The organism is Vibrio salilacus, assembly GCF_002811245.1.
Lineage (GTDB): Bacteria > Pseudomonadota > Gammaproteobacteria > Enterobacterales > Vibrionaceae > Vibrio > Vibrio salilacus.
This window is the reverse complement of sequence record NZ_NIVQ01000006.1, coordinates 45496-67040: the sequence shown is the minus strand read 5'-3', so window position 1 is coordinate 67040 and position 21545 is coordinate 45496. Positions and strand designations below refer to the sequence as shown.

Annotated in this window: 21 protein-coding genes and 1 pseudogene; 12 read left to right on the top strand and 10 right to left on the bottom strand. The window is 44.6% G+C overall.

The genetic code is table 11. The features are described from left to right. Positions 1-212 precede the first annotated feature (212 nt). From CDZ87_RS05945 to secF, 4 genes are all read left to right on the top strand, one after another. Complete coding sequence (locus CDZ87_RS05945; RefSeq protein ID WP_100752626.1) at positions 213-884, top strand: SH3 domain-containing protein; 672 nt, start codon at positions 213-215, stop codon at positions 882-884. A 123-nt stretch (positions 885-1007) separates the two neighbouring features. Next, positions 1008-1493, top strand: a complete 486-nt coding sequence (locus tag CDZ87_RS05940) for a hypothetical protein (RefSeq protein ID WP_100752625.1) — start codon at positions 1008-1010, stop codon at positions 1491-1493. Between the two features lie 76 nt (positions 1494-1569). Beyond that, the gene (secD, locus tag CDZ87_RS05935; protein ID WP_100752624.1) at positions 1570-3420 is read left to right on the top strand and encodes a protein translocase subunit SecD; all 1851 of its coding nucleotides are present in this window, start codon (positions 1570-1572) and stop codon (positions 3418-3420) included. 3 nt (positions 3421-3423) lie between these two features. Continuing rightward, positions 3424-4326, top strand: coding sequence for a protein translocase subunit SecF (gene secF / locus CDZ87_RS05930; RefSeq protein ID WP_100752623.1), 903 nt, complete (start codon positions 3424-3426; stop codon positions 4324-4326). Positions 4327-4419: 93 nt separating this feature from the next. On the opposite strand, the pseudogene CDZ87_RS05925 reads toward secF, so the two are convergent. From CDZ87_RS05925 to CDZ87_RS05910, 5 genes and pseudogenes are all read right to left on the bottom strand, one after another. After that, a pseudogene (locus CDZ87_RS05925) lies at positions 4420-4653 on the bottom strand (dienelactone hydrolase family protein); the annotation flags it as partial. A gap of 53 nt (positions 4654-4706) precedes the next feature. Further along, complete coding sequence (gene yiaY, locus CDZ87_RS05920; protein ID WP_100752621.1) at positions 4707-5855, bottom strand: L-threonine dehydrogenase; 1149 nt, start codon at positions 5853-5855, stop codon at positions 4707-4709. 315 nt (positions 5856-6170) lie between these two features. Next, the gene (gene elbB, locus CDZ87_RS05915) at positions 6171-6821 is read right to left on the bottom strand and encodes an isoprenoid biosynthesis glyoxalase ElbB (RefSeq protein ID WP_100752620.1); all 651 of its coding nucleotides are present in this window, start codon (positions 6819-6821) and stop codon (positions 6171-6173) included. Positions 6822-6896: 75 nt separating this feature from the next. After that, positions 6897-7082 carry a hypothetical protein gene (locus CDZ87_RS17000; RefSeq protein WP_157806450.1) on the bottom strand — a complete coding sequence of 62 codons (186 nt, stop codon included), beginning with the start codon at positions 7080-7082 and terminating at the stop codon, positions 6897-6899. A 75-nt stretch (positions 7083-7157) separates the two neighbouring features. Continuing rightward, positions 7158-8069 (bottom strand): LysR family transcriptional regulator, encoded by a 912-nt coding sequence (locus tag CDZ87_RS05910; protein WP_100752619.1) that lies wholly within the window; start codon positions 8067-8069, stop codon positions 7158-7160. A gap of 95 nt (positions 8070-8164) precedes the next feature. Here CDZ87_RS05910 and yjjG point away from each other — a divergent pair, with 95 nt between their 5' ends. The 3 genes from yjjG (at position 8165) to CDZ87_RS05900 (ending at position 10274) form a co-directional block, all read left to right on the top strand. Continuing rightward, positions 8165-8839: a pyrimidine 5'-nucleotidase gene (gene yjjG, locus CDZ87_RS05905; protein WP_100752618.1), complete on the top strand. Its 675-nt coding sequence runs from the start codon at positions 8165-8167 to the stop codon at positions 8837-8839. An 80-nt stretch (positions 8840-8919) separates the two neighbouring features. Then, positions 8920-9090 (top strand): hypothetical protein, encoded by a 171-nt coding sequence (locus CDZ87_RS16995; RefSeq protein WP_157806449.1) that lies wholly within the window; start codon positions 8920-8922, stop codon positions 9088-9090. Positions 9091-9149: 59 nt separating this feature from the next. After that, the gene (locus CDZ87_RS05900) at positions 9150-10274 is read left to right on the top strand and encodes a M14 family metallopeptidase (RefSeq protein WP_100752617.1); all 1125 of its coding nucleotides are present in this window, start codon (positions 9150-9152) and stop codon (positions 10272-10274) included. Between the two features lie 46 nt (positions 10275-10320). Here the strand turns inward: CDZ87_RS05900 and CDZ87_RS05895 are convergent, their stop codons facing one another. Next, positions 10321-11691, bottom strand: coding sequence for an L-serine ammonia-lyase (locus CDZ87_RS05895; protein ID WP_100752616.1), 1371 nt, complete (start codon positions 11689-11691; stop codon positions 10321-10323). A 176-nt stretch (positions 11692-11867) separates the two neighbouring features. On the opposite strand from CDZ87_RS05895, the gene CDZ87_RS05890 reads away from it, so the two are divergent. Then, on the top strand, positions 11868-12692 hold the full coding sequence (locus tag CDZ87_RS05890) for a YdcF family protein (RefSeq protein ID WP_100752615.1): 825 nt from the start codon (positions 11868-11870) through the stop codon (positions 12690-12692). Between the two features lie 238 nt (positions 12693-12930). Next, positions 12931-13863 carry an exopolyphosphatase gene (locus tag CDZ87_RS05885; RefSeq protein ID WP_100752614.1) on the top strand — a complete coding sequence of 311 codons (933 nt, stop codon included), beginning with the start codon at positions 12931-12933 and terminating at the stop codon, positions 13861-13863. Between the two features lie 55 nt (positions 13864-13918). Here the strand turns inward: CDZ87_RS05885 and CDZ87_RS05880 are convergent, their stop codons facing one another. Further along, positions 13919-14932: a GGDEF domain-containing protein gene (locus CDZ87_RS05880; RefSeq protein WP_100752613.1), complete on the bottom strand. Its 1014-nt coding sequence runs from the start codon at positions 14930-14932 to the stop codon at positions 13919-13921. A gap of 174 nt (positions 14933-15106) precedes the next feature. After that, positions 15107-16045, bottom strand: coding sequence for a chemotaxis protein (locus CDZ87_RS05875; protein WP_100752612.1), 939 nt, complete (start codon positions 16043-16045; stop codon positions 15107-15109). Positions 16046-16238: 193 nt separating this feature from the next. On the opposite strand from CDZ87_RS05875, the gene ppiC reads away from it, so the two are divergent. Next, positions 16239-16517 carry a peptidylprolyl isomerase PpiC gene (gene ppiC / locus CDZ87_RS05870; protein ID WP_100752748.1) on the top strand — a complete coding sequence of 93 codons (279 nt, stop codon included), beginning with the start codon at positions 16239-16241 and terminating at the stop codon, positions 16515-16517. 48 nt (positions 16518-16565) lie between these two features. Here the strand turns inward: ppiC and ltaE are convergent, their stop codons facing one another. Beyond that, positions 16566-17576 (bottom strand): low-specificity L-threonine aldolase, encoded by a 1011-nt coding sequence (ltaE, locus tag CDZ87_RS05865; protein WP_100752611.1) that lies wholly within the window; start codon positions 17574-17576, stop codon positions 16566-16568. A gap of 13 nt (positions 17577-17589) precedes the next feature. Next, positions 17590-18114, bottom strand: coding sequence for an NUDIX hydrolase (locus CDZ87_RS05860; protein WP_100752610.1), 525 nt, complete (start codon positions 18112-18114; stop codon positions 17590-17592). Between the two features lie 268 nt (positions 18115-18382). On the opposite strand from CDZ87_RS05860, the gene CDZ87_RS05855 reads away from it, so the two are divergent. Together CDZ87_RS05855 and viaA are read left to right on the top strand one after the other, a co-directional pair. Beyond that, positions 18383-20047: an ATPase RavA domain-containing protein gene (locus CDZ87_RS05855; RefSeq protein WP_100752609.1), complete on the top strand. Its 1665-nt coding sequence runs from the start codon at positions 18383-18385 to the stop codon at positions 20045-20047. Positions 20048-20056: 9 nt separating this feature from the next. Then, entirely contained in the window at positions 20057-21502 is a 1446-nt protein-coding gene (viaA, locus tag CDZ87_RS05850; RefSeq protein WP_100752608.1) for an ATPase RavA stimulator ViaA, read from the top strand. Positions 21503-21545 lie beyond the last annotated feature (43 nt).

Below are 21545 nucleotides of genomic sequence, written 5' to 3'. Positions count from 1 at the left end.
CACAACATTCTTCGAGCACGTTGGTTGTACTTGCTATTAAGGTTTGTTGAAGTTTGAGGGAGCGGTTCCATGAATATTCGTCACAATATGCTGCACTCAACTGAAAAGGTAAAGTGATTAGTAGGGCTGCCGTTATACTAATGTAGTGGCATTTCATTGCGATAGCTGTTTTGGTCGTCACTCGATAAGTATAGGAAAAGAATGAGACGAATATGAAAAAGGTTATAATGGCGGTTTTACTGTTGCTCGGCGTTGCCTGCGCAGGTGCTGGCTACTACATCTTTTACTACAAGCCGCAGCAAGATGCATTGGCATTGGAGCAAGCACAGGCGCAAGAAGAGCCGGTAGTACCGCTTGTTATTCTTGAAGATGAGCCAGAGCCACCACCACCGCCGCCTCAAACTGATTACTATGTAAATCCAGATAAACTTGGCGTACGTGAGGCTCCAGACTACGATGCGTTTATCGAGAGCGTGGTGTATCGGGGTGATAAGTTACATATTCTAGAGAAAAAAGACGGCTGGGGACGCATCTCTGCTTACTTTGTTTATGAAGAAGGCGGCCCAGAAGTCGCAGAGTGGGTGCCAATGGCAGCGTTACTCGAAGTGCCGCCCACTATTACTAAAAAAGAGCGTATGACAACGCTGAGTGAATATATTGAAGGTTCAGATGATTTCAAACAGCACTTTGAAATGTTTATTAGTACCACCGACCAATTGCTCAAAGATGGCACTTGCACGCCATTAGACTTTGAAGAGACCAAAGGGTGGATTCGCTCAGTAACGTTTAGCGAGCAAGAGGCTTACTTTGTTTATTGTGGTGGTCTCAAACAAGCCAATAAGATCTACTTGAATATTCGTACCGGAAAAATCTTTTATCGTTAGTGACTGTTTATTAGAGCAATAACTGCGTAGATACAAATACAAACTGCGTTTTTAGAAGTTTTTAGTTGCCTGTGTTTTATCTTAGTTCTACTATCACGCGGTTAGTGACTATTTGGCGTATTAATGTTTCAACGGCTGATTTCTATTATTTGGTTATTTATGTTTGCGATGGTGCTACCAACGCAAGCCTTTGGCTATTTATGGAAAGCCGAATCGGAAGTTTCTGCACGGTTAATTAGTGGTACTAACGCTCCGACTCTCTACGCACACCCAACGGTTCAAACGCTGTTTGATAAGGTTAAGCAGCAACCAGAGTCTGAACCTGTTACTCAATCTGAAGTTTCTCAAGATTGGCTGGCGATTATTCATAGCCACCGATGGCTCAATGATAACCGTCATTTTGATGAGAGTGAATCATCATCAAATGTTGACTTGCCTATCGTTGAATCCGCAGCCGTTCCGCTATATCGACTATACAACAAGTTACTGCGCGTCGAGCTGTACTTAGCTCCGGTCGCTCGCTACCCATCTTCTTATCGTATTTCAGGTTGGAAAGAATCCAACGTCTTGTACGTTGCCCTTAATAGCCAATTTACTCCTATTTGTTAACTGACCTTACTGATGGTTTTAGCCATCACTGTGATTGATAGGCGTCGTTACACCACGCCCCGCTAAGTTAAGAAATATGAAGAAAATGAATCCTGCAAAACAGGCCAAATCAGCGCGCCTGATGAACCACTATTCTGTTTGGAAATACGTGGTATTAATTGTCACTGTAGTGATGCTCACCTTAAGTGCTATTCCAACATGGTATGGTGAAAAACCGTCAATACAGGTGACAGCGTCACCTGGCGCGGAGCACTCAGTGTTGAATGATGTCACCGAGTTGAATCATTACCTACAACAACATGATGTCCAAACCAGTCAAATTGAGCAAAAGGGTACTCTGACGACGTTGGTGTTTGACAATGAAACGGATCAAACACAAGCGCGGCAATTGCTCGATACATTGTTGGGCCCAGATGACTCGATTACTTTTTCCTACGTGTCTGTTGCTCCGACATGGCTGTCTGATTTTGGTTTTAGTCCAATTAAATTGGGTTTAGATTTACGTGGGGGAGTACAGTTTTTACTCAATGTTGATATCGACAAAGCGTTTGAAGATCAACGTAATAGCTTGATAGAAGAGACGCGAGACTTCCTTCGTCAAGAGCGATTACGTACTGTACAAATCACCTTAGTCGGTACTGAAGCATTTGAAATTAAGTCAAATGATCAAAAAGCGCTTGGCCAGATTACGCAGTTTTTAAACCACAACTATGGTGGTTGGAATATCAAACGTCAGTCAGATTCTCTCATGGTAAATCCCACGGTTGACAACAAGAGCGAGTTTCAATCGGTCACTTTGCAGCAGAACTTGAAGATCATGCGTGGCCGCATTGAAGAGCTTGGTATTACCGAAGCGTTAGTTCAACGACAAGGTGAGCACAGCATCCGTATTGAGTTGCCAGGTGTTCAAGATCCTTCGCTAGCTAAAAACGTAATAGGAGCGACCGCGAGTTTAGCATTCCATCAAGCACGCACACCCTCTGACAGCAAAGCGTATGGTGATGTGGTGTTAAAAAACAACGAAGGAATGGAGGTGACTGTGGCCAAGCATCCGGTATTAACGGGTGAACACATTATTAATGCTCGTGCTGGGATGGACAAAATGGGCTTTTCTGAGGTGAATATTTCCCTCGACCATGCGGGAGGGAAGATCATGAGTGATTTCTCTGCCGATCATATCGGTAAACCGATGGCGACCGTGTATCGTGAATACACCACCAATGCTCAAGGTGAAACAGAACGTAGTGAACGCGTTATTAGTATTGCAACCATCCAGTCTCAGCTCGGTAGCCAATTCCGGATCACAGGGGCAGGTTCAATGGAAGATGCACAAAACTTATCGCTGTTGTTGCGTGCAGGCTCACTCACCGCACCGGTTACTATCGTTGAAGAGCGTACCATTGGCGCTTCACTTGGCGCGGAGAATATTCAAAACGGCTTTGCTGCTTTGGCGCTAGGTTTAGCGATGACGTTATCTTTCATGGCGTTATGGTATCGCCGCTTAGGTTGGGTAGCCAATGTTGCGTTGTTAGTAAACATGGCTTGTTTACTTGGCTTAATTGCTTTGTTGCCTGGCGCCGTACTGACCTTACCGGGTATCGCTGGTTTAGTGTTGACCGTTGGTATGGCAGTCGATACGAATGTTCTGATCTTTGAGCGGATTAAAGACAAATTGGCAGAAGGGCGCACATTCGCTCAGTCTATCGATCTTGGCTTTGATAGCGCACTCAGTACCATTTTAGATGCCAACATTACCACTATGATTACGGCTGTGGTGCTCTATTCAATTGGTAATGGCCCGATTCAAGGCTTTGCTTTAACACTTGGGTTAGGTTTGTTAACCAGTATGTTCAGTGGTTTATTTGCCTCGCGAGCAATCATCAATTTAGTTTGGGGGCGCGATGCGCGTCGCGATGTAAGGGTTTAAGTCATGGTCGAATTTTTTAAACAACGTATCCGTCGTATTCGTTACATTACCAGTTTTGTTTCGCTGGCCTTAATGGTTGTTTCGTTAATCGCACTGTCCATCAATGGATTAAATCTAGGGCTTGATTTCACCGGTGGTATGGTCACAGAAGTCAGAGTTGACGATCAACTGACGCACACCCAAATGGTTGAGGTTTTACAACCAGAAATAGGGCCGTTTACTAATGTAACGCACTCTGACCAAGATGGGCGTTGGGTAGTGCGCTATCCCGTTCCTCAGCCGGGTGAGCAGGGAGCGGATTTAACGCAATTGCTCACATCGATCTCTCATCAAGTCGAGGTTATCAGCAATAGTATGGTTGGTTCTCAGGTTGGCGAAGATTTAATAGATCAAGGTGGTCTTGCACTGTTGATTTCGATGTTATCGATCTTAGCTTATCTCTGTTTTCGTTTTGAGTGGCGACTAGCGAGCGGCTCGCTATTAGCATTGTTGCATGATGTGGTGTTGGTACTGGGCTTTTTTGCTGCAACGCAGATGGAATTTAATTTGACGGTGTTTGCCGCAATACTGGCGATTCTCGGTTATTCTCTCAATGACTCAATAATCATTGCCGATCGGATCCGAGAATTATTGGTGGCGAAGCAGGCGTTACCTACTGAGGAGATCAATGACCAAGCAATATTGGCAACCTTTTCACGAACGATGGTGACGTCTGGTACGACCTTGATGACGGTCTCTGCGCTGTGGATTTTAGGTGGTAGTGCATTACAAGGGTTTGCTATTGCTATGTTTATCGGTATTTTGTCGGGCACTTGGTCTTCGATATCAATTGGTACCGTTTTACCTGAATGGTTAAAGCTTGAACCCAAACATTACTTACCGATAGAAGTCGATAACGCGCCGTAGTCGCAAATTGTCATAACAAAAAATAAACACTAAAGTCCCAAGTTTTCAGACTTGGGGTTTAGTGTTTATTAACCCATACCGCGCAGTTCTATCTTACCGGGCTGCGGCCGTTAAGAACTGGGAAAAGCTTGTCCACGATTTTTCATTAGCATCTTGACGATAACGAAGACTGCCAAAGACGGTAAAGGCGTGTGGTGCGTCGCTATAGGTAATCATCTCATGACTGACTTGTGCGGTCTCAAGCTGCTCTGCCAACGAGGCAAAATCTGACATAGAAATTGCGCTGTCAGCGGTGCCGTGCAAGACCATAATTGGTGCTTTGGTCATCTCAAAAAAGCCTCCCGAAGGAGGCTAGAACTGCAAGGAAATCGAAAGCACCTCTACATTGCGGCTTGGAAGATCTCGGAGATTTCGTCGCGAGTCGCTTGCTTCGGATTGGTAAAGCCACACGCATCTTTGAGTGCGTTATCCGCTAGGGTCGGAATATCTTCAAGTTTTGCACCAAGCTGCTCGATACCATTTGGGATACCGACATCTTTCGCGAGGGTGACAATGGCACTAATGGCGGCATCTGCACCTTGCTCTGGCGTCATTCCCGCGACATTTACCCCCATGGCTTTGGCAACGTCGCGCAGGCGTTCTGGGCACACTTGAGCGTTATAGCGCTGAACGTGAGGCAGTAAAATCGCGTTACACACACCGTGTGGTAAGTTATAGAAGCCGCCCAACTGGTGCGCCATGGCGTGGACATAGCCAAGTGACGCGTTGTTAAACGCCATGCCTGCCATAAATTGGGCATAGGCCATTTGCTCGCGCGCTTCAATGTCGTCACCGTTAGCGACGGCAGTGCGAAGGTGAGCTTGGATCAACTCTATCGCCTTAATAGCCACCGCATCGGTAATCGGCGTCGCTGCAATCGAAACATAGGCTTCTACGGCGTGTGTCAATGCATCCATGCCAGTTGCCGCTGTTAACGAAGCGGGTTTGGCCAGCATGAGTTCGGGGTCGTTCACTGAGATAAGTGGCGTGGTATGTTTGTCGACGATGGCCATCTTAATGTGGCGCTCTTCATCGGTGATAATACAAAAGCGCGTCATTTCTGAAGCAGTACCAGCGGTGGTGTTAATTGCAATCAGCGGAAGCATAGGCTTGGCGGACTGATCCACTCCCTCATAATCGCCGATCTGACCACCGTTGGCGGCGACTAGAGCGACCCCTTTAGCGCAGTCATGCGGTGAACCTCCACCCAACGAGATAACAAAATCACACTGGTGTTGCTTAAGTAGCGCAAGGCCAGCGTTGACGTTGCCAATGGTTGGGTTAGGTTGAGTCCCATCGAAGACCACTGTCGATACATCGCGTTCGCTTAGCAAGTCCTGAACTTGCTTAACCACACCGATTTGATTGAGTACGTTGTCGGTCACGATCAGGCCGTTTTTAAAGCCTTGTGCCTGAATAGTGTCTGCGGCGTCTTTTAAACAGCCAGCGCCCATGAGGTTAACAGTAGGGATGAAAAATGCACTTGTCATTGGATTGCTCCGTTATCGTTATTGTTTGCTTTCTGCAATTAGACTCGCATAAAAATCCGCGCAAGAAATTTGATCTCCGACAAGATTCGATGGTAAATAGGCGAGGGGAGAATCGGAAGTGTGATCCTCATTCATACGGTTAGTTTTAATGGATAAACTTGTTAATAATTAGTGGTTTAGCGCAATCGTTTTCTCAACATATTTAGATAGATAGGCCCGATGAAGCCAAAACTTGGTGGCGAGAAAAAACAACCCTTTGCTCGAATAACCAAGCAAAGGGCGATAAAAAAGTGAATAAAATTTGTGCTACGTGACTTACGTGAGTTCGACAAGGTGAGTGACGAGTTTGTCGATGCCAGCGGAGGCCTGTGAAATCGTCTCGGCAAGCATATAAGCGGGGCTAGAGAGAACCACATGTTCTGGGTCGAAAATCACGTCTTCTACCGCGCAGTCGACATGCTGCCCCCCGAGTTGATTGAAAGCGGCGGCGGCGGCTTGATCCTTGCCAACGGTACCTTTTACTCCGTTAGGGTAAATCATCGGGATAATGATAGGTGCAATGCACAAATAGCCTGCCGGCTTTTTCGCGAGGGCAAAAGCACGACATGCTGAGGCGACATGGGTGTTGATACTGCATTCGGCGCCGTTCACGGCGAAGTCGGTCAGGTTTTTGGCGGCGCCAAAACCACCGGGCAGCAAGAGGGCGTCATACTCGTCGACATTGAGCTTGGCAACATCCTCAATGTTGCCGCGCGCGATTCTCGCCGCCTCGATCAACACATTGCGTTTTTCATCCATCTCGTCGCCAGTTTGATGGTTAATGACGTTTAACTGGTCAATGTTGGGAGCAAAGCAGTGCCAACTTGCGCGGGCCTTTTCTATCGCATGCAGGGCTAACACTGCCTCATGAATTTCTGCGCCATCAAACACACCTGAACCACTTAATATCACAGCGATTTTTTTCATCATTGATTCCCACCCTTAATTTCATTCGAGGGTCGACACTAGCAAATTTTTTTAATCAACGATCTGATGAGGCTCTCATTCTTCAGTTTCGTCTTGGTCATGGCCTGAATCAGTTTGTTCAAACTCTTGTGCCTCGAGATCAGCGAGATCTTCGGAGTAGTTTTTTACTAAGAAAGGGGTCAGCATAATGCTTGAGGGGAAAAAGCGTTTCATATTGTTCTCGACTAAGAATTGAATCCGTACCGCTATTGTCGATTGCACTTTGGCTCGGCGAGTTGTTTTAAGTCATTAAATTCAGCGACTAATAGAATTAAGACTTGAATTTTGAGTATAGCATCACATCCATTGATCCCAGTAAGGTTCATCAGAGCCTAGTTTGTCGCTGATGAAATCAATAAAAGCCCGCACCTTCAAGGGCATATGCTTACGTTCAGGAAATACCGCATAGACTGCGTGCTCAGGCAGTTGGTAGTTAGGTAGAACGACGTCAATCGCCCCCGCTATAATGTCTTTACCAACGATAAAGGTTGGTAAGTTGCCTATGCCGCTACCAGCGAGTACGGCGCGCCGAATGGCTTCACTATTGTTGACCATTAAACGTCCCTTAGGAATGACACTGTATTGATGATTGGTGGTACTAAGTCGCCATTCATTGCCACCACGGTAATAGCTATACTGTAAGCAGTTGTGCAGTGATAGCTCACTAGGCCGCATTGGTGTGCCTTGGTGTTTAAGGTAGTCAGGTGAGGCGCACAGGACACTTTTACACGGCGCGAGTCGCTTGGCGACCAAGTTAGACAAAGGGAGATGACCAATGCGGATTCCTAAATCAAACCCTTGCTGGACTAAATCGACCATTTTATCTTCCAATTGAAGATCAATATCGACCTCTGGATACAAAGTCATAAACTCTGCGATTAATGGTGCAATATGCAATACACCAAAAGACATCGGGGCGGTTAATTTTAGGCGGCCACGGGGCTGTCCTTGCAGCTCGGTAACCGCATCGATACCTTGTTGTGCAAGACTATAGGCCTGAATGACGTATTGGTAATATCGCTGTCCTGCTTCGGTTAAGCTGAGTTTTCTGGTGGTGCGATTAAGAAGACGTATACCCAGTTCATCTTCTAACTGAGTGATACGTTTACTCACCGCCGATTTGGTGATGTTTAAACTTTGGGCTGCACTAGAAAAACTGCCATTTTCAACCACAGAGATAAATATAGGGATCGACGAGAATGCGTGCATTGTTGATTATTAGTAAACAATTAATTCAATTTTTAAAGATTATCATTAAATTGAAAACAATCTACAATAAAGCGATAAAAATGAGGAGAAGATAAATGAAGTACGATTGGATCTTGTTTGACGCTGACGAAACCCTGTTTCATTTTGATGCTTTTAAAGGGATGCAGTTGATGTTTTCACGCAAAGGCGTTGAATTCACCCAACAAGACTTTGCTGACTACCAAACCATTAATAAGCCTTTGTGGGTTGACTATCAGGATGGGAAAATTACCGCTGCTCAGCTTAAACACAACCGTTTTATCGAATGGGCTGAAAAGCTTCAGACGACGACAGCCGAGCTTAATAGTGCATTTTTAGAAGCGATGGCAGACATTTGTACTTTACTGCCTGGCGCGAGGGAGTTGATGGACGCGGTTCATGGTCGAGCGAAAATGGGGATCATTACCAATGGCTTTACCGAGCTTCAGGCGATTCGTTTAGAACGAACAGAAATAGCGCATTATTTTGAACACGTCATTATTTCTGAGCAGGTGGGGGTTGCCAAACCTGATCAAGCGATATTCAATCATGCATTAGAGAAGATGGGCACACCGTGTAAAAGCAAAGTGTTAATGGTTGGTGATAATCAACATTCCGATATTCTCGGTGGCATTAACTTTGGCATTGAGACGTGTTGGCTTAATCATCAGGGCGTCGAGCAAGATTCAAATATCTCGCCAAATTACACCGTTAGCTCGTTGCACGAGTTAAAAGATATTCTTTTGGCATAAGGTTCCAATCGACTTGTTGTATGTGACGTAATTTCGGATAAGTATAGCTAATAGCCTGCGTTAAATCATTGAACTAAGCATTGCTGACTCAATCATTTATCGTTGCAACCAAGTCAACGGGTGGTTCACCGGTGCTTGCTGCTTCAAGTATTTTACTCATGATCAAAGATGAAACCAGTGTAATCGCAACCATAACGACCGCCAACGATAGCGAACAGTGGGCCAATAGAAGAAAATACGCTACGTCTTAGTCCTAGCTTTATGATAGCCTCGAGCATCGCGATTAATTATGTATAAGGAGTGTAACGACATGAAGATATTCAGTAACTTTGATAGCGGCAACATTGAGGTTGTTAGTATTAAAGATAAAGACAACATCCAGTTAAAAATTCCTAATGATAACCAGTCCGAGTTTTATCAATGGTTCCACTTTCGGTTAGAGACGCAAGCAGAGCAAGCACATACCATTTCACTGCTTGATCTTAAAAGTTCTGCTTATCCTGATGGATGGAAAGGCTATGATGTCGTCGCTTCATATGACAGAGAAGAGTGGTTCCGAATTCCGGCTGAGTTTGATGGCGATACGCTCACTTTTACCGCGATCCCGGAGCGTAGCTCTATCTATTTCGCTTACTTCGCACCTTATACTTACGATCGTCATTTGGACTTGTTGCATTTGGCTCAAAGTGCTCATCACTGTCAACTCGAAACCTTAGGTCATACTCTTGATGGCAACGATATGTCGTTGCTTACCTTTGGCGAGCAGGAACAAGGGAAGAAAAAAATCTGGATAATCGCCCGTCAACACCCAGGCGAAAGTATGGCCGAGTGGTTCATGGAAGGTTTTATCCAGCGCCTGCTTGATCACGACGACACCAGTGCACGTGCGTTGCTTGAAAAAGCGGTACTTTACGTTGTGCCGAATATGAACCCGGATGGGGCAATTCGAGGCCATTTACGTTGCAACGCGCAGGGAGTCAACCTTAACCGTGAGTGGCAAACCCCTTCAATGGAGAAAAGCCCTGAAGTGTTCTTGGTCCGTCAACGTATGCTTGAAACGGGCGTAGATATGTTTTTAGATATTCACGGTGATGAGGCGATTCCATACAACTTTGTCGCAGGCTCTGAAGGTATTCCATCATACAATGAACGTTTAGCAAGCTTGGAAAATGCGTTTAAACAGGCGCTTTCAATTGCCACCCCAGAATTTCAAGATCATCATGGCTACGACAAAGACGAACCGGGTAAAGCCAATTTGACTGTCGGTTCTAACTGGGTGGGTGAGCAGTTTAAATGCCTATCTTACACTGTCGAAATGCCGTTCAAAGACAACAATGAGTACCCGGATCCGCTTTATGGTTGGTCACCTGAGCGTAGTGTTAAGTTTGGTCAGGATGTGCTGACTGCGACACTCGCAATCGCCGATAAGGTCTAATTGAAGCAAAAATTGAAAGGCGTAGCAGTCAGCTCCGCCTTTGTTGTTATTCACAAGGTGGTGCCATATGGATCACGGCAAGCCCGCCAAGCGAAGTCTCACGGTATTTTTTATTCATGTCTTTACCCGTTTGATACATGGTTTCAATCACCTTATCTAACGAGATTAAACACTTACTGGTACGTTTTAACGCCATTCTTGAAGCGTTGATGGCCTTCATTGCGCCCATCGCGTTACGCTCAATGCATGGTACTTGAACTAGACCTCCGATGGGATCGCAAGTCATGCCAAGCGAGTGCTCCATTGCGATTTCAGCAGCGATACAGATCTGTTCATTACTGCCACCACGAAGCGCGGTCAGCCCAGCGGCGGCCATTGAAGATGAGACGCCTATTTCGCCCTGGCAGCCTACTTCAGCGCCAGAAATAGAAGCGTTGGTTTTGTACAAAATTCCAATGGCTCCTGCCACTGCCAAAAAGTCTTTCAACTGCTTGTTATCTAACTCTTTGATAAATCGATGGTAGTACATAAGAACCGCCGGAATAACACCAGCGGCTCCATTGGTTGGCGATGTGACAACTTGACCACCAGCGGCGTTCTCTTCGCTCACGGCAAAAGCAAACAAATTAATCCAGTCTAAAATTTCCATCGGATCGTTTTCAACGGCGGCGTTGGCTTCGAGCTTTTTGAGCAGATTTGGTGCACGGCGAGTCACATTGAGTCCGCCTTCAAGTATGCCCTCTGTGTCAAATCCGCGTTGCATACAAAGTGACATTACTTTCCAAATTTGCTCTGTTTTTCGCGTGATCGTTTCATCATCATGAAACTGCTGTTCGTTGCGCAATATCATGCCACCAAGACTAAAGCCATGTAGCTCTGCCATTTCAAGCATTTGTTCTGCATTGGTAAATGGGTAAGGCACCTCGACAGGCGAGATGCCAGTGCCTTCAGTCAACTCTTTAGCAGTAGCAATAAACCCACCACCAATGGAGTAGTAAGTTTCAAAGCAAAGCTGCTCACCGGTGCCGTCGTAGGCGGTGATCGTCATACCATTTTCGTGCAGTGGCAAATTGTCGTTATGGAACAAGATATCAGCGTCATAATCAAAGCCGATGTGATGTTCACCGGCTAAAACAAGTTGTTGTTCATCGATGGCTGTTGCAAGGGCTTGCTTGGCACTCGACATTTTGATTGTATCGGGTGTATTACCAAGTAAACCGAGGATCACAGCGCGGTCGGTATGGTGGCCTCGTCCAGTTAGTGACAACGAACCATACAAATCGACTTGAACTCGGTGGACTTGTTGCAGCGTTGGCGATAGCAAGCGTGTAAAATGGTAGCCAGCGATCATTGGGCCATTAGTATGTGAACTTGAAGGCCCAACGCCCACTTTGAAAATATCAAATATTGACAGCATAAACTTACTTCCTGTTGTCGTGGCCTTTGGTTGAGGCTCTTGTAGGGGATCGCAGCGTCACGGGTAATGAATCGCTGCATTTAACAAAATGTTAACCGAGCTTAAGCTAACGGTAAAGTCGATGCTTGTACAGTTTCTCCGTTACTCAGTAGGAATAATTGAGACATGGATAATTAATGAATATAAATAGTGTAGTATTGGTGCTCGGCAAACGATTAGTCTCAGACCAGTTGACTGTTGAAGGTCGCTCTCGGGTTGAGGCGCTCGCTAAGCAGATGATGTCACTTGATAGCAAGACGACAGCCATTATTTTTTGTGGGGGAGTCACGCAAGGGCAACTAGTCTCTGAAGCGATGGCGATGCGAAATTATTTACAGCAGTTACTGCCGTTGAGCGTCATTGAGTCATATCGCATTCTCCTTGAGGATCAATCGCAAAATACCATCGAGAATCTTGCCAATGCCGCGAGTAAACTAAACCAAAGTCTTACTTCACTGCACCAGCAAACACTCACGCTCACTTTGCTCTCAAACGATTATCACCTTCAGCGTATTGTCCAAGTAGAAAGGCTAATGCCCGAGCAAGGGTTGTTGAATGCGATGCGGCATCAATATCATACGTTAGGGTTCAATATCTCGATAACGAATCAACTATCGCAGCACTTTGCGGTGCCTTATCCTCATGATGGCGCAAGAGCGCACGGGTTTTTATTGCTTGACAAGCTGACAACGTACCGGGTCTATTTAGAGGGCGTCGTTGCATGTGTATTTAAACGTCCGTTGACCGAGGTCAGAGCCCAGCCATATCAGATTGCTCGTCAGGCGTTAAAACGTCTAAAAATATTGAGCTTCGATAAACAGATACAACAGTCACTGACACAGATCGAACAGGCCGTTGAAAATACGACCGCAGAGGTAGACACTCAGGTTTGTGTGACATATCTAAAGCAGCTTAACTGGCACTTAACGGATCTTAATCGGCGTATCGACCCAGAGAACTGATACCAAGACTTCAATTGCTATTTTTTCATGCCCTGTTAGTTGATTGTTTTACTCAGTTGAATATGAAATGGGCAATAATCGAATAATTTCTTTGCCTTAAACTGGTTAAAATATTAGCGCTGTCTAAAATTAAATGAGTTATATGTCAAAGCGATATTGTCATTGTCGTTTTGTTCACCGTTTTCGCTAACTCGGTTTATCGCCGTATTAATAACAAGCTCAAGCATAGGAAGTGCCAATGTCGGATCAAAAACATCGACTCGTCACCCGAAGTGACTTTGATGGTTTAGTGTGTGCTGTACTGTTGAAGCAACTAGACCTTATTGACGATATTAAATTTGTACACCCTAAAGATATGCAAGATGGTGTGATAGATATTACGTCAAATGACATCATAACCAACTTGCCTTACGTAGAACACGCGCACCTTGTCTTTGATCATCATTTGTCAGAGGTTATTCGAAACCAAGGCAAGCGTGCCAATCACATTATCGATCCTGATGCACCTTCTGCGGCTCGTGTGGTGTGGGATCATTATGGCGGAGAGAGCACTTTTCCATCGCAATGGTTAGAGATGATGAAAGCAGTAGACAAAGGGGATTCAGCGCAATTTAGTCGTGATGAAGTGCTTGATTCAACTGGGTGGAACCTACTCAACTTTTTAATGGATGCTCGCACTGGATTAGGGCGATTCAGAGAGTTTCGTATTTCAAACTACAACTTAATGATGGATCTTATCGAGTACTGTAAACACCATTCGATCGACCAAATACTCGATTTACCTGATGTGCGTGAGCGTATTGATCTGTATCGTGAACATGAAAACTTGTTTAAGCAGCAAGTTCAGCGCTGTGCCACAGTATACGACAACCTCGTATTTCTCGACTTGACGGGGGAAGAGGTGATCTATGCGGGTAACCGGTTTATGATTTATGCGCTCTATCCGCAGTGCAATATCTCAATCCATAAAATGTGGGGCTTTCAAAAACAAAATACGGTTTTTGCTACCGGAAAGTCAATATTTGATCGCAGCTCTAAAACCAATGTCGGAGAGTTGATGTTGAAATATGGTGGGGGTGGCCATAAAGCGGCGGGAACCTGTCAAATTGTTAATGATAAAGCGGAACAAGTTCAGAAAGATCTGATTGAAACGATAACACGTGACGGTTAAGCCAAATAATAGAGCTCCAATCATAGTATTGGAGCTCTATTATTTGAACGATAACTTAAATCGGCATGACTCGGTTGCGGCCAAGTTGTTTTGCTTCATAAAGGTGTTTGTCTGCGCGTTCAATCAAAGACTCTACCGACTCGCCAGGCTCAAACTCAGCGATACCTAAAGAGATCGTGATATTTCCTACTTGCTCCGACGTGCGGCGATCTTTGATCGACAACTTTTCTATTGAACGCCGTAACGTTTCAGCATATTGTCTGGCAATACGCAAAGATTTATTCGGGACGATAAGAGCAAATTCTTCACCACCAAAACGGTAGGCATGAATGCCATCGCGACAACTTAGCTGCAGACGTCTAGCGATGCTTTTGATGACCGTATCACCAAATAGGTGACCATAGGTATCATTAAAGGCTTTAAAATGGTCAATATCAGCCAGTACTAACGACATTTTTTGCTCTGCGCGGCATAGTGTGTTGATGTCGCTATCAAAGGCTCGCCGATTATATAAGCTCGTTAGGGCATCAAATAAGGCGTCTTGTTGAACAGCGGCCAATTGGGTTTTGAGGTGATTAATCTCTTTAGTTGCGTTTTCGAGCTGATTATTTAGAAAGCGCGTAGAGTGGCGAATTTCAGTTGATTCCGAGACTAACTGGCGGATAACCTTCATTACCTCTTCCATAGACATGGCTTCATTTTCAACACGAGCCAAATCAACAAAACTTTTGTCAATCAGTTGCGAAAATTGGGAGGTATCAGAAAGGGTATCTACCATAGAGTTGGAAACTTCATTAACTAATATCTCTATGTTGGCTCGTAGATCACGTATATCTGTTTCAGTGCGACATGCAACATAGTTTTGATACAACTGTTCACTAGCCGCTGGTGGACAAATGCCGAAGTTGTCAATAACGTCATCTAGATCCCTGTTTAACTGGGGAATCGCATTATCAACGTATGTGTACCAAAGGGCATAGTTTGCTGGCGTAGCCGCTACATGATTTTTCATCATCAGTGGGACAGCTTTTCGTAAATTCGCTGTCGACTTTTTAAAATCGTCGGTCATTTCCTATGAACATTCTATAAGAGACATACTATGAGCTAAGATTACCCGATTTTGCGCATAGATGTTTGATTTAAAGTTAATTTGCTTGTATCACTTTACCTAGACTTTGTTCAATTGCACATTTAAAGCGTAGAACCAGTCAATTCGTTGAGCAAACTTATTCGTGACTTTTATTTAGCCTTCGTCCGTGACAACTTCGGGTCTTACATTGCCTTGCTCCAATTTACTGGCACCGCGCAACATCGCTTGAATTAAGTCGGCAGCGTTAAATTTCTCTAGTGCTTCATGAGCACCGACTTGTTGAGCGCGTTCGACACAAATTTCACTTGATAATGACGTATGCAATATTACGTAACTATTGCTCAATTCGCGTTCATTTTGTGTTTCGAATGCCAATTCGTAGCCATCTAGACCTGGCATTTCAATATCACTCACCAATAAATCGATCGCTTGTCCTTGTGCGGCACATTGGCGCATCAGTGTTAAGGCATCAAGACCGTTATTACAAATTTGATAGGAAATGTTGATACTATCGAGTGCATCCGCGAGTTGTTTACGAGCGATGGAAGAATCATCAACAAGGAGAATTCGTAACGCTTTGAGACGCTCGCGCTCAATATCGGTCAACATTGGAATGTTGGTTGACTCATATTGAGGATAAATTTTAGATAGTAATAACTCAACATCAAGCATCTGAACTATCTGATTATTATAGCGGGTTATGCCAGTAACGAACACATCATTACCCGCCGTTTTAGGGGTCGACTCGATGGTTTTCCAATCACAACTAATGATTTTTTCGATAGAACGAACCATAAAGGCCACAATAGTACGCAAACAATCGGTGACTATCAGATAACAAGATCCGTATTCCTCTGGTTGTATAGGACGAAAGCCAATCGCTGCAGGCATATTGATCACCGGAATGGTTTTGTTGCGGATCGTTACAGTGCCAATCACGTGGTGATGAGAATACGGAATTTGCGTTGTAGGCTGATAGGGTACGATCTCTCGTACTTTTAATGTACCAATTGCAAAAAGTTGTTTACTGTTGGTTAAAGTAAACATCAGCATGCCTTGAGATTGGTTTGCCTTACTTACTGTTTTAGCCATTGAGGTGCTCATATTTCCGCTTAGTTAGTTAAATGGTAACGGATTTGGTTCGATGATCAATGGAGTCATATCAAAATTGTTGTCAACGGTTAGGAACAAAGGCAAAACAGTGCAATCATCATACGGTTTGGGTGAACAAATGCCGATGAATCGGGTACAATTCGAGTCGTTAGAAGTTTTACTGAGAAGAATTATGGCGAACACAGCAGCGGCACTGCACATATTGGTTAAACATAAAGAGCAGGCTGAAGACATCATCAAGCAGCTTAAAAAAGGCGCTAAGTTTCAAGCTTTAGCGAAAAAGCACTCTACTTGTCCATCTGGTAAGCGCGGAGGCGATTTGGGCGAGTTTCGTCGCGGTCAAATGGTACCTCAATTTGACAAAGTTTGTTTCTCGGGTGAAACCTTAGTACCACACCTAGTCAAAACCAAGTTTGGCTGGCATGTGGTCAAAGTGCTTTACAGAACGTAAAAAAAAGAGCTGATGGATGTCAGCTCTTGTTATTCCTAATTGGTGTTTTTACGTGTTGCAGTACACCGCAAGTTTGCTTAACAGTGTATCGATATCGTTACTGCTGACATCTTTGTGGGTGACAAAACGAATCGGATTTCCCGTAGAAATGGTAATTCCTTCTTCTGCCAGTTGCTCTGCGATTTGATTAATGTCGATATGTTCATCAAGTTTGGCAAAGACAATGTTGGTTTGCACTAGGTCGGGATTGACCTTGAACCCATCAATTTGACTAAGACCCAGAGCCAAGCGTTTGGCGTTTTGATGATCGAGTTTAAGCTGTTCAACCTGCTCGGTAAGGGCCAGTTTGCCCGCCGCTGCCAGAATACCGGCTTGGCGCATGCCGCCCCCAACCATTTTTCTTAATCGTCGTGCTTTGGCAATAAATTCGTGGCTACCTAGCAGTAGTGAACCAATAGGGGCACTTAGCCCTTTCGATAAACATACCGTCATCGAATCGAAATATTGTGCGATATCTTTTACATCCACATCGAGTGCGACGGCGGCGTTATAGACGCGTGCCCCATCTAAATGCAAAGACAAACCGTGAGTATCGACAAATTCGCGCGCATCAGCCAAGTAGCTAAGCGGAAGCACTTTGCCATTGATGGTGTTTTCAAGGCTTAAGAGCTTAGTGCGAGCAAAATGACAATCATCGGGTTTGATCGCAGCTTTAAGTTTGGCGAAATCTAAACTACCGTCAGGATTATTTTCGATCGGTTGAGGTTGGATTGAGCCCAAAACAGCTGCGCCGCCTGCCTCGTATTTGTAGTTGTGAGCTTGCTGGCCACAAAGATATTCGTCACCACGCTCACAATGCGCCATCAGACCAAGTAGGTTAGCTTGCGTTCCCGATGTGGTAAATAAGGCGGATTCAAAACCGTGACGCTTTGCTGTCCATTGCTCTAACTCGTTAACCGTGGGATCGTCACCATAAACATCATCACCAACAGGGGCTTGCGCCATTGCCTGACGCATTGCCGAGGTTGGTTTAGTTACAGTATCTGAACGAAAATCCATTGTATTTACTCTCCTAAATGTAGCCGCACAGCTTGGCTTTACTCAAACAGGCGATGGTTTTGGCATCGGTGACCTCACCAGAGATTATCTTTTGCTCTAAGGTGTCGATCGTCAGGGATAGTACTTCGAGTACTTCATCGTCATCGCATGAATAGCGTTGTGTACGACGGAGTCCTTTAGCAACAAAGAGGTATTGTATCTCGTCGCAAAAGCCTGCCATTGGCGTCACTTGTCCCATTGGAATCAAGCTTTCCGCACTGTAACCCGTCTCTTCTTCTAATTCGCGTAGCGCGCACGATTCAATTGGCTCTTGCGCTTCGAGAGTACCCGCGGGCAGTTCAATCAGCCACTTTTTTAATGATGGTCTGAATTGATTGACCACAACAATCTCGCCATTGTGCTTAATCGGTAAAATAACCGCAGCGCCAGGATGAGAGATGGTTGTGTGAGTGATGGTTTTGCCATTGGGCAGAGCCACCGACTCTTCGACAAGTGCGACACGCTTCCATTGATGAAGTGTGGTGATGTTGTTTTCCATATGGTTGTTATTTTAGTCCTCACGCTAGACGAGCTTTACCATAACTTTTCGTGTAAGGGAGATAAAGTCAAAATAAGCGTTATTGTTGCATATGATTACATTCATTAGTGATATATACCTCAAAATTGCAAACAAAGGTTTCATTCGATAACAGCGAAAACACTTCTGCTATAAAGGGTGGGCAATTGTAAATTACACTTGTAACAAAGTGTCAACAAATGTATAAGCTTGTGTATAGATGCATACTTTATGTTAGGAGAGTGGATATATGATGAGTACTAGCCGAGTCTCTTACTCGCAAAAAGCGTTACTCTCTGAACGAATTAATAAGCTTGCTGAAGCGTTATCTGATGGTGTATATGAGCGTGAGGACACGATAAAACTCTGCCTACTTGCCGCGCTTGCGGGTGAAAGTGTTTTCCTTTTGGGTCCTCCGGGTATTGCAAAAAGCTTGATTGCAAAAAGGCTGATTCAAGCGTTCGATAACGCCTCCTATTTTGAATACTTAATGACACGCTTCTCGACACCAGAAGAGGTTTTTGGTCCGCTCAGTATTCAAGAACTTAAAGACAACGGCCGTTACTTGCGTTTGACCGAAGGTTATTTGCCAACCGCACAAGTGGTATTTTTAGACGAAATCTGGAAAGCTGGCCCGGCGATTCTTAACACATTACTTACGGTTGTTAATGAAAAAACCTTCAAAAATGGCAGCGATATTGAACGCGTTCCAATGCGTCTACTGGTGTCTGCATCGAATGAATTACCAGATGAAGACAGTGGACTAGAAGCGCTTTATGATCGAATGTTGGTCCGTGTATTCGTTAATCGTATCCAAAACAAACAAAATTTCAAATCGATGCTGACTGTCGGGACGTCGCAAGAAGCAACGATTCCACCAGGACTGGCGATTACCGATCGAGAATATCATCAGTGGCAAGGGGAGCTCGATAAGCTCGAACTCTCTGATGAGGTATTTGAGAAGCTCTTTGAACTAAAAGACCTGCTTGAAAATGCAACCACGTCGATAACGGGTATCGATGGCAGCAATACCGATATGTATGTGTCTGATCGCCGTTGGAAAAAAGCAGTCAAACTACTGAAAGCTAGCGCCTATTTTAATGGCCGTGACGCAATTAATCCCCTAGATTTACTGCTTTTGCAAGACTGCTTATGGAACAACCCTGAATCACGTGACGTGGTGCGAAATGTAGTAAAAGAGTTCGCGTTACACCACGCCTTCGATCAACAAGATGTCGAGCAACAAATCACATTGTGTCGTGAAGAATTACTCGATATTCAAGATGAATTGGAATTGCAATTTGGCATTACGGTATTGATGGAATCGACTACAGGGCTGCTTAAAAAACAAATCCACAGCTATGATATTTCACAGGCTAAAAGTTATAAAGTCGGCAGCGCGTTTGATTTAGTTAAGTTAGTACTGTTGCAAAGCAATTTATCGGTGTCTGAATCTGAGAAAGGTGATAGCCGCTGGGTGTATATCGCAAAAAATGATCTAGAGCGCGTGATCAAAGATGGCCAAGGTGATGTGTACGGTTACGTTAATCAAAATAGCAATTTGTGTCGACTGCGCTTTGAGCTAGATGCTGAAAGTAACTTAGTGATTAAAGACATTGCTAACCGCGCTGTCTTAGTGTCGTTAGTGACGAATGCCGGCCTTGATGACTCACTTTACCAACAGTGGGTTAGCAAAAGTGAGCAAGCGATGGCCCAGCTAGAAACGGCTGAACATCACCTGAGAAAAGTGCGTGCAAATTTCCACGGCGCTCTACCGCATAGCTTTATTGATCAAGAGCTGCCTCGGATTATGGAAGCAAGTTTACAGCAGCTGCAACAGGTTCTGGAATCGACCAAAACAGAGTGTGAGCATACCGCCTTTCGCTTTAAAAACCTTAACCAGTTCTTCGCGTAAGGAATCGATATGTTAGGAGCAGATGGTCTAAACCTAATCTTAGCAATCGCCGATTCTGGCATGCTTGATAGCGCAGTGAATGAATTGATGGCTCGGTCACAAGTGATGATGGTGGCGGAAAACCCGGGCGTCAAGACATCGGTCAAAAGCCACCTTCTCAAATGGCGCGGTAGCGTGAAAAAACGCATTACTAAAGTGTGTGAGACAGAACGATTTCAACAAGAGATAGCTTTATATCAAGAGGTGATTTATTGGAATGAATCAGAGTTTTTTGAGCGTATTTCTGATGTGATCAGAAAGCTTGAGTGGCACTCTGCTTTTTATCTTCAAGCGAGGCGTTTAATCGAACAGAACAAAGGGATTAATAACCCAATGTTGCCACACTATTTTTGCGATCAATGGTACCAAAGTTTGTCGGATGCCTTGCGTCAGGCTCAATTGAGCGAGTTAAAAGCGAGCCAAGAAAAAGTGCTTAAAGATCTCTATCAGCGGATGGAAACCATGAAAAACATGGATAAAGTCACGCAAGAAGGAGACCAAGCGAGTGTAGGCAGACTGTGGGATATGGCATCGGCAAAATTGAGTAAGAGCGATCTCACGGTGATGAAACGTCATGCAGAATTTTTGGTGAAAAATAAGGGACTACAAGAGATCGCTGAAAAGCTTGGACGTATGGCAGGGCAGGTGGATGATCCCGAGCTTAATCGTGCGCCAGCTGAACAGTTGCAGATGGTAGAAGAAAAGTCAGATGAAGCGACAGATGATATTGTCGGCGTTCATGAAAGCGATGATCTGAACAAATTACTGCCTAATGAAACCTTATTCCTTGCTTATCCTGAGTTAGAAGTCGTGTTCTATAAACACTTAGTCGATAAGCGTTTAATGAACTATCGCATGCAAGGTAAGTCGAGAACGCTGAGAAAGATCCGCGCTCAGCAACCAGATCATAAGCAAGTTGATGTTGAGAAAGGACCGTTCATCGTATGTGTTGATGCATCAGGCTCGATGAGTGGCTTTCCAGAACAGTGTGCAAAGGCGATAGCTTATGCGTTAATGCAAATTGCATTGGCAGAAGATCGAGATTGTTATGTGATCCTGTTTTCTAGCGAGCAAATTACCTATGAGTTGACAAGACAAGATGGTCTTCGTGAGGCGAGTGATTTTTTAAGCTATCGCTTCCATGGCGGAACCGATTTAGAGCCAGTGCTGCTTAAATCCGTTGAGTTGATGAGTAGTGGTAAATATAAAAATGCCGATATGGTGGTCATTTCAGACTTTATCGCGCCAAAGCAATCTCAGCAGATGGTTGATAAAGTCGCCGAGCTTAAAAAAGCCAAAAACCGCTTTCATGCGATCAGTCTATCGAAATACGGCAATCCTGAGTTAATGAGCCTATTTGATCATAGCTGGGCCTATCACCCCAATCTTGTTGGGCGTTTGATGAAAAAATGGTAGTAAAACTCAATAATCAAAAATAAAAAGGAGCTCGATGAGCTCC

Bases quoted from the DNA above. Each gene is read 5' to 3' on its own strand.
- CDZ87_RS05945 (WP_100752626.1), top strand. From the start codon at position 213: ATGAAAAAGGTTATAATGGCGGTTTTACTGTTGCTCGGCGTTGCCTGC.
- CDZ87_RS05940 (WP_100752625.1), top strand. From the start codon at position 1,008: ATGTTTCAACGGCTGATTTCTATTATTTGGTTATTTATGTTTGCGATG.
- secD (WP_100752624.1), top strand. From the start codon at position 1,570: ATGAAGAAAATGAATCCTGCAAAACAGGCCAAATCAGCGCGCCTGATG.
- secF (WP_100752623.1), top strand. From the start codon at position 3,424: ATGGTCGAATTTTTTAAACAACGTATCCGTCGTATTCGTTACATTACC.
- yiaY (WP_100752621.1), bottom strand. From the start codon at position 5,855: ATGACAAGTGCATTTTTCATCCCTACTGTTAACCTCATGGGCGCTGGC.
- elbB (WP_100752620.1), bottom strand. From the start codon at position 6,821: ATGAAAAAAATCGCTGTGATATTAAGTGGTTCAGGTGTGTTTGATGGC.
- CDZ87_RS05910 (WP_100752619.1), bottom strand. From the start codon at position 8,069: ATGCACGCATTCTCGTCGATCCCTATATTTATCTCTGTGGTTGAAAAT.
- yjjG (WP_100752618.1), top strand. From the start codon at position 8,165: ATGAAGTACGATTGGATCTTGTTTGACGCTGACGAAACCCTGTTTCAT.
- CDZ87_RS05900 (WP_100752617.1), top strand. From the start codon at position 9,150: ATGAAGATATTCAGTAACTTTGATAGCGGCAACATTGAGGTTGTTAGT.
- CDZ87_RS05895 (WP_100752616.1), bottom strand. From the start codon at position 11,691: ATGCTGTCAATATTTGATATTTTCAAAGTGGGCGTTGGGCCTTCAAGT.
- CDZ87_RS05890 (WP_100752615.1), top strand. From the start codon at position 11,868: ATGAATATAAATAGTGTAGTATTGGTGCTCGGCAAACGATTAGTCTCA.
- CDZ87_RS05885 (WP_100752614.1), top strand. From the start codon at position 12,931: ATGTCGGATCAAAAACATCGACTCGTCACCCGAAGTGACTTTGATGGT.
- CDZ87_RS05880 (WP_100752613.1), bottom strand. From the start codon at position 14,932: ATGACCGACGATTTTAAAAAGTCGACAGCGAATTTACGAAAAGCTGTC.
- CDZ87_RS05875 (WP_100752612.1), bottom strand. From the start codon at position 16,045: ATGGCTAAAACAGTAAGTAAGGCAAACCAATCTCAAGGCATGCTGATG.
- ppiC (WP_100752748.1), top strand. From the start codon at position 16,239: ATGGCGAACACAGCAGCGGCACTGCACATATTGGTTAAACATAAAGAG.
- ltaE (WP_100752611.1), bottom strand. From the start codon at position 17,576: ATGGATTTTCGTTCAGATACTGTAACTAAACCAACCTCGGCAATGCGT.
- CDZ87_RS05860 (WP_100752610.1), bottom strand. From the start codon at position 18,114: ATGGAAAACAACATCACCACACTTCATCAATGGAAGCGTGTCGCACTT.
- CDZ87_RS05855 (WP_100752609.1), top strand. From the start codon at position 18,383: ATGATGAGTACTAGCCGAGTCTCTTACTCGCAAAAAGCGTTACTCTCT.
- viaA (WP_100752608.1), top strand. From the start codon at position 20,057: ATGTTAGGAGCAGATGGTCTAAACCTAATCTTAGCAATCGCCGATTCT.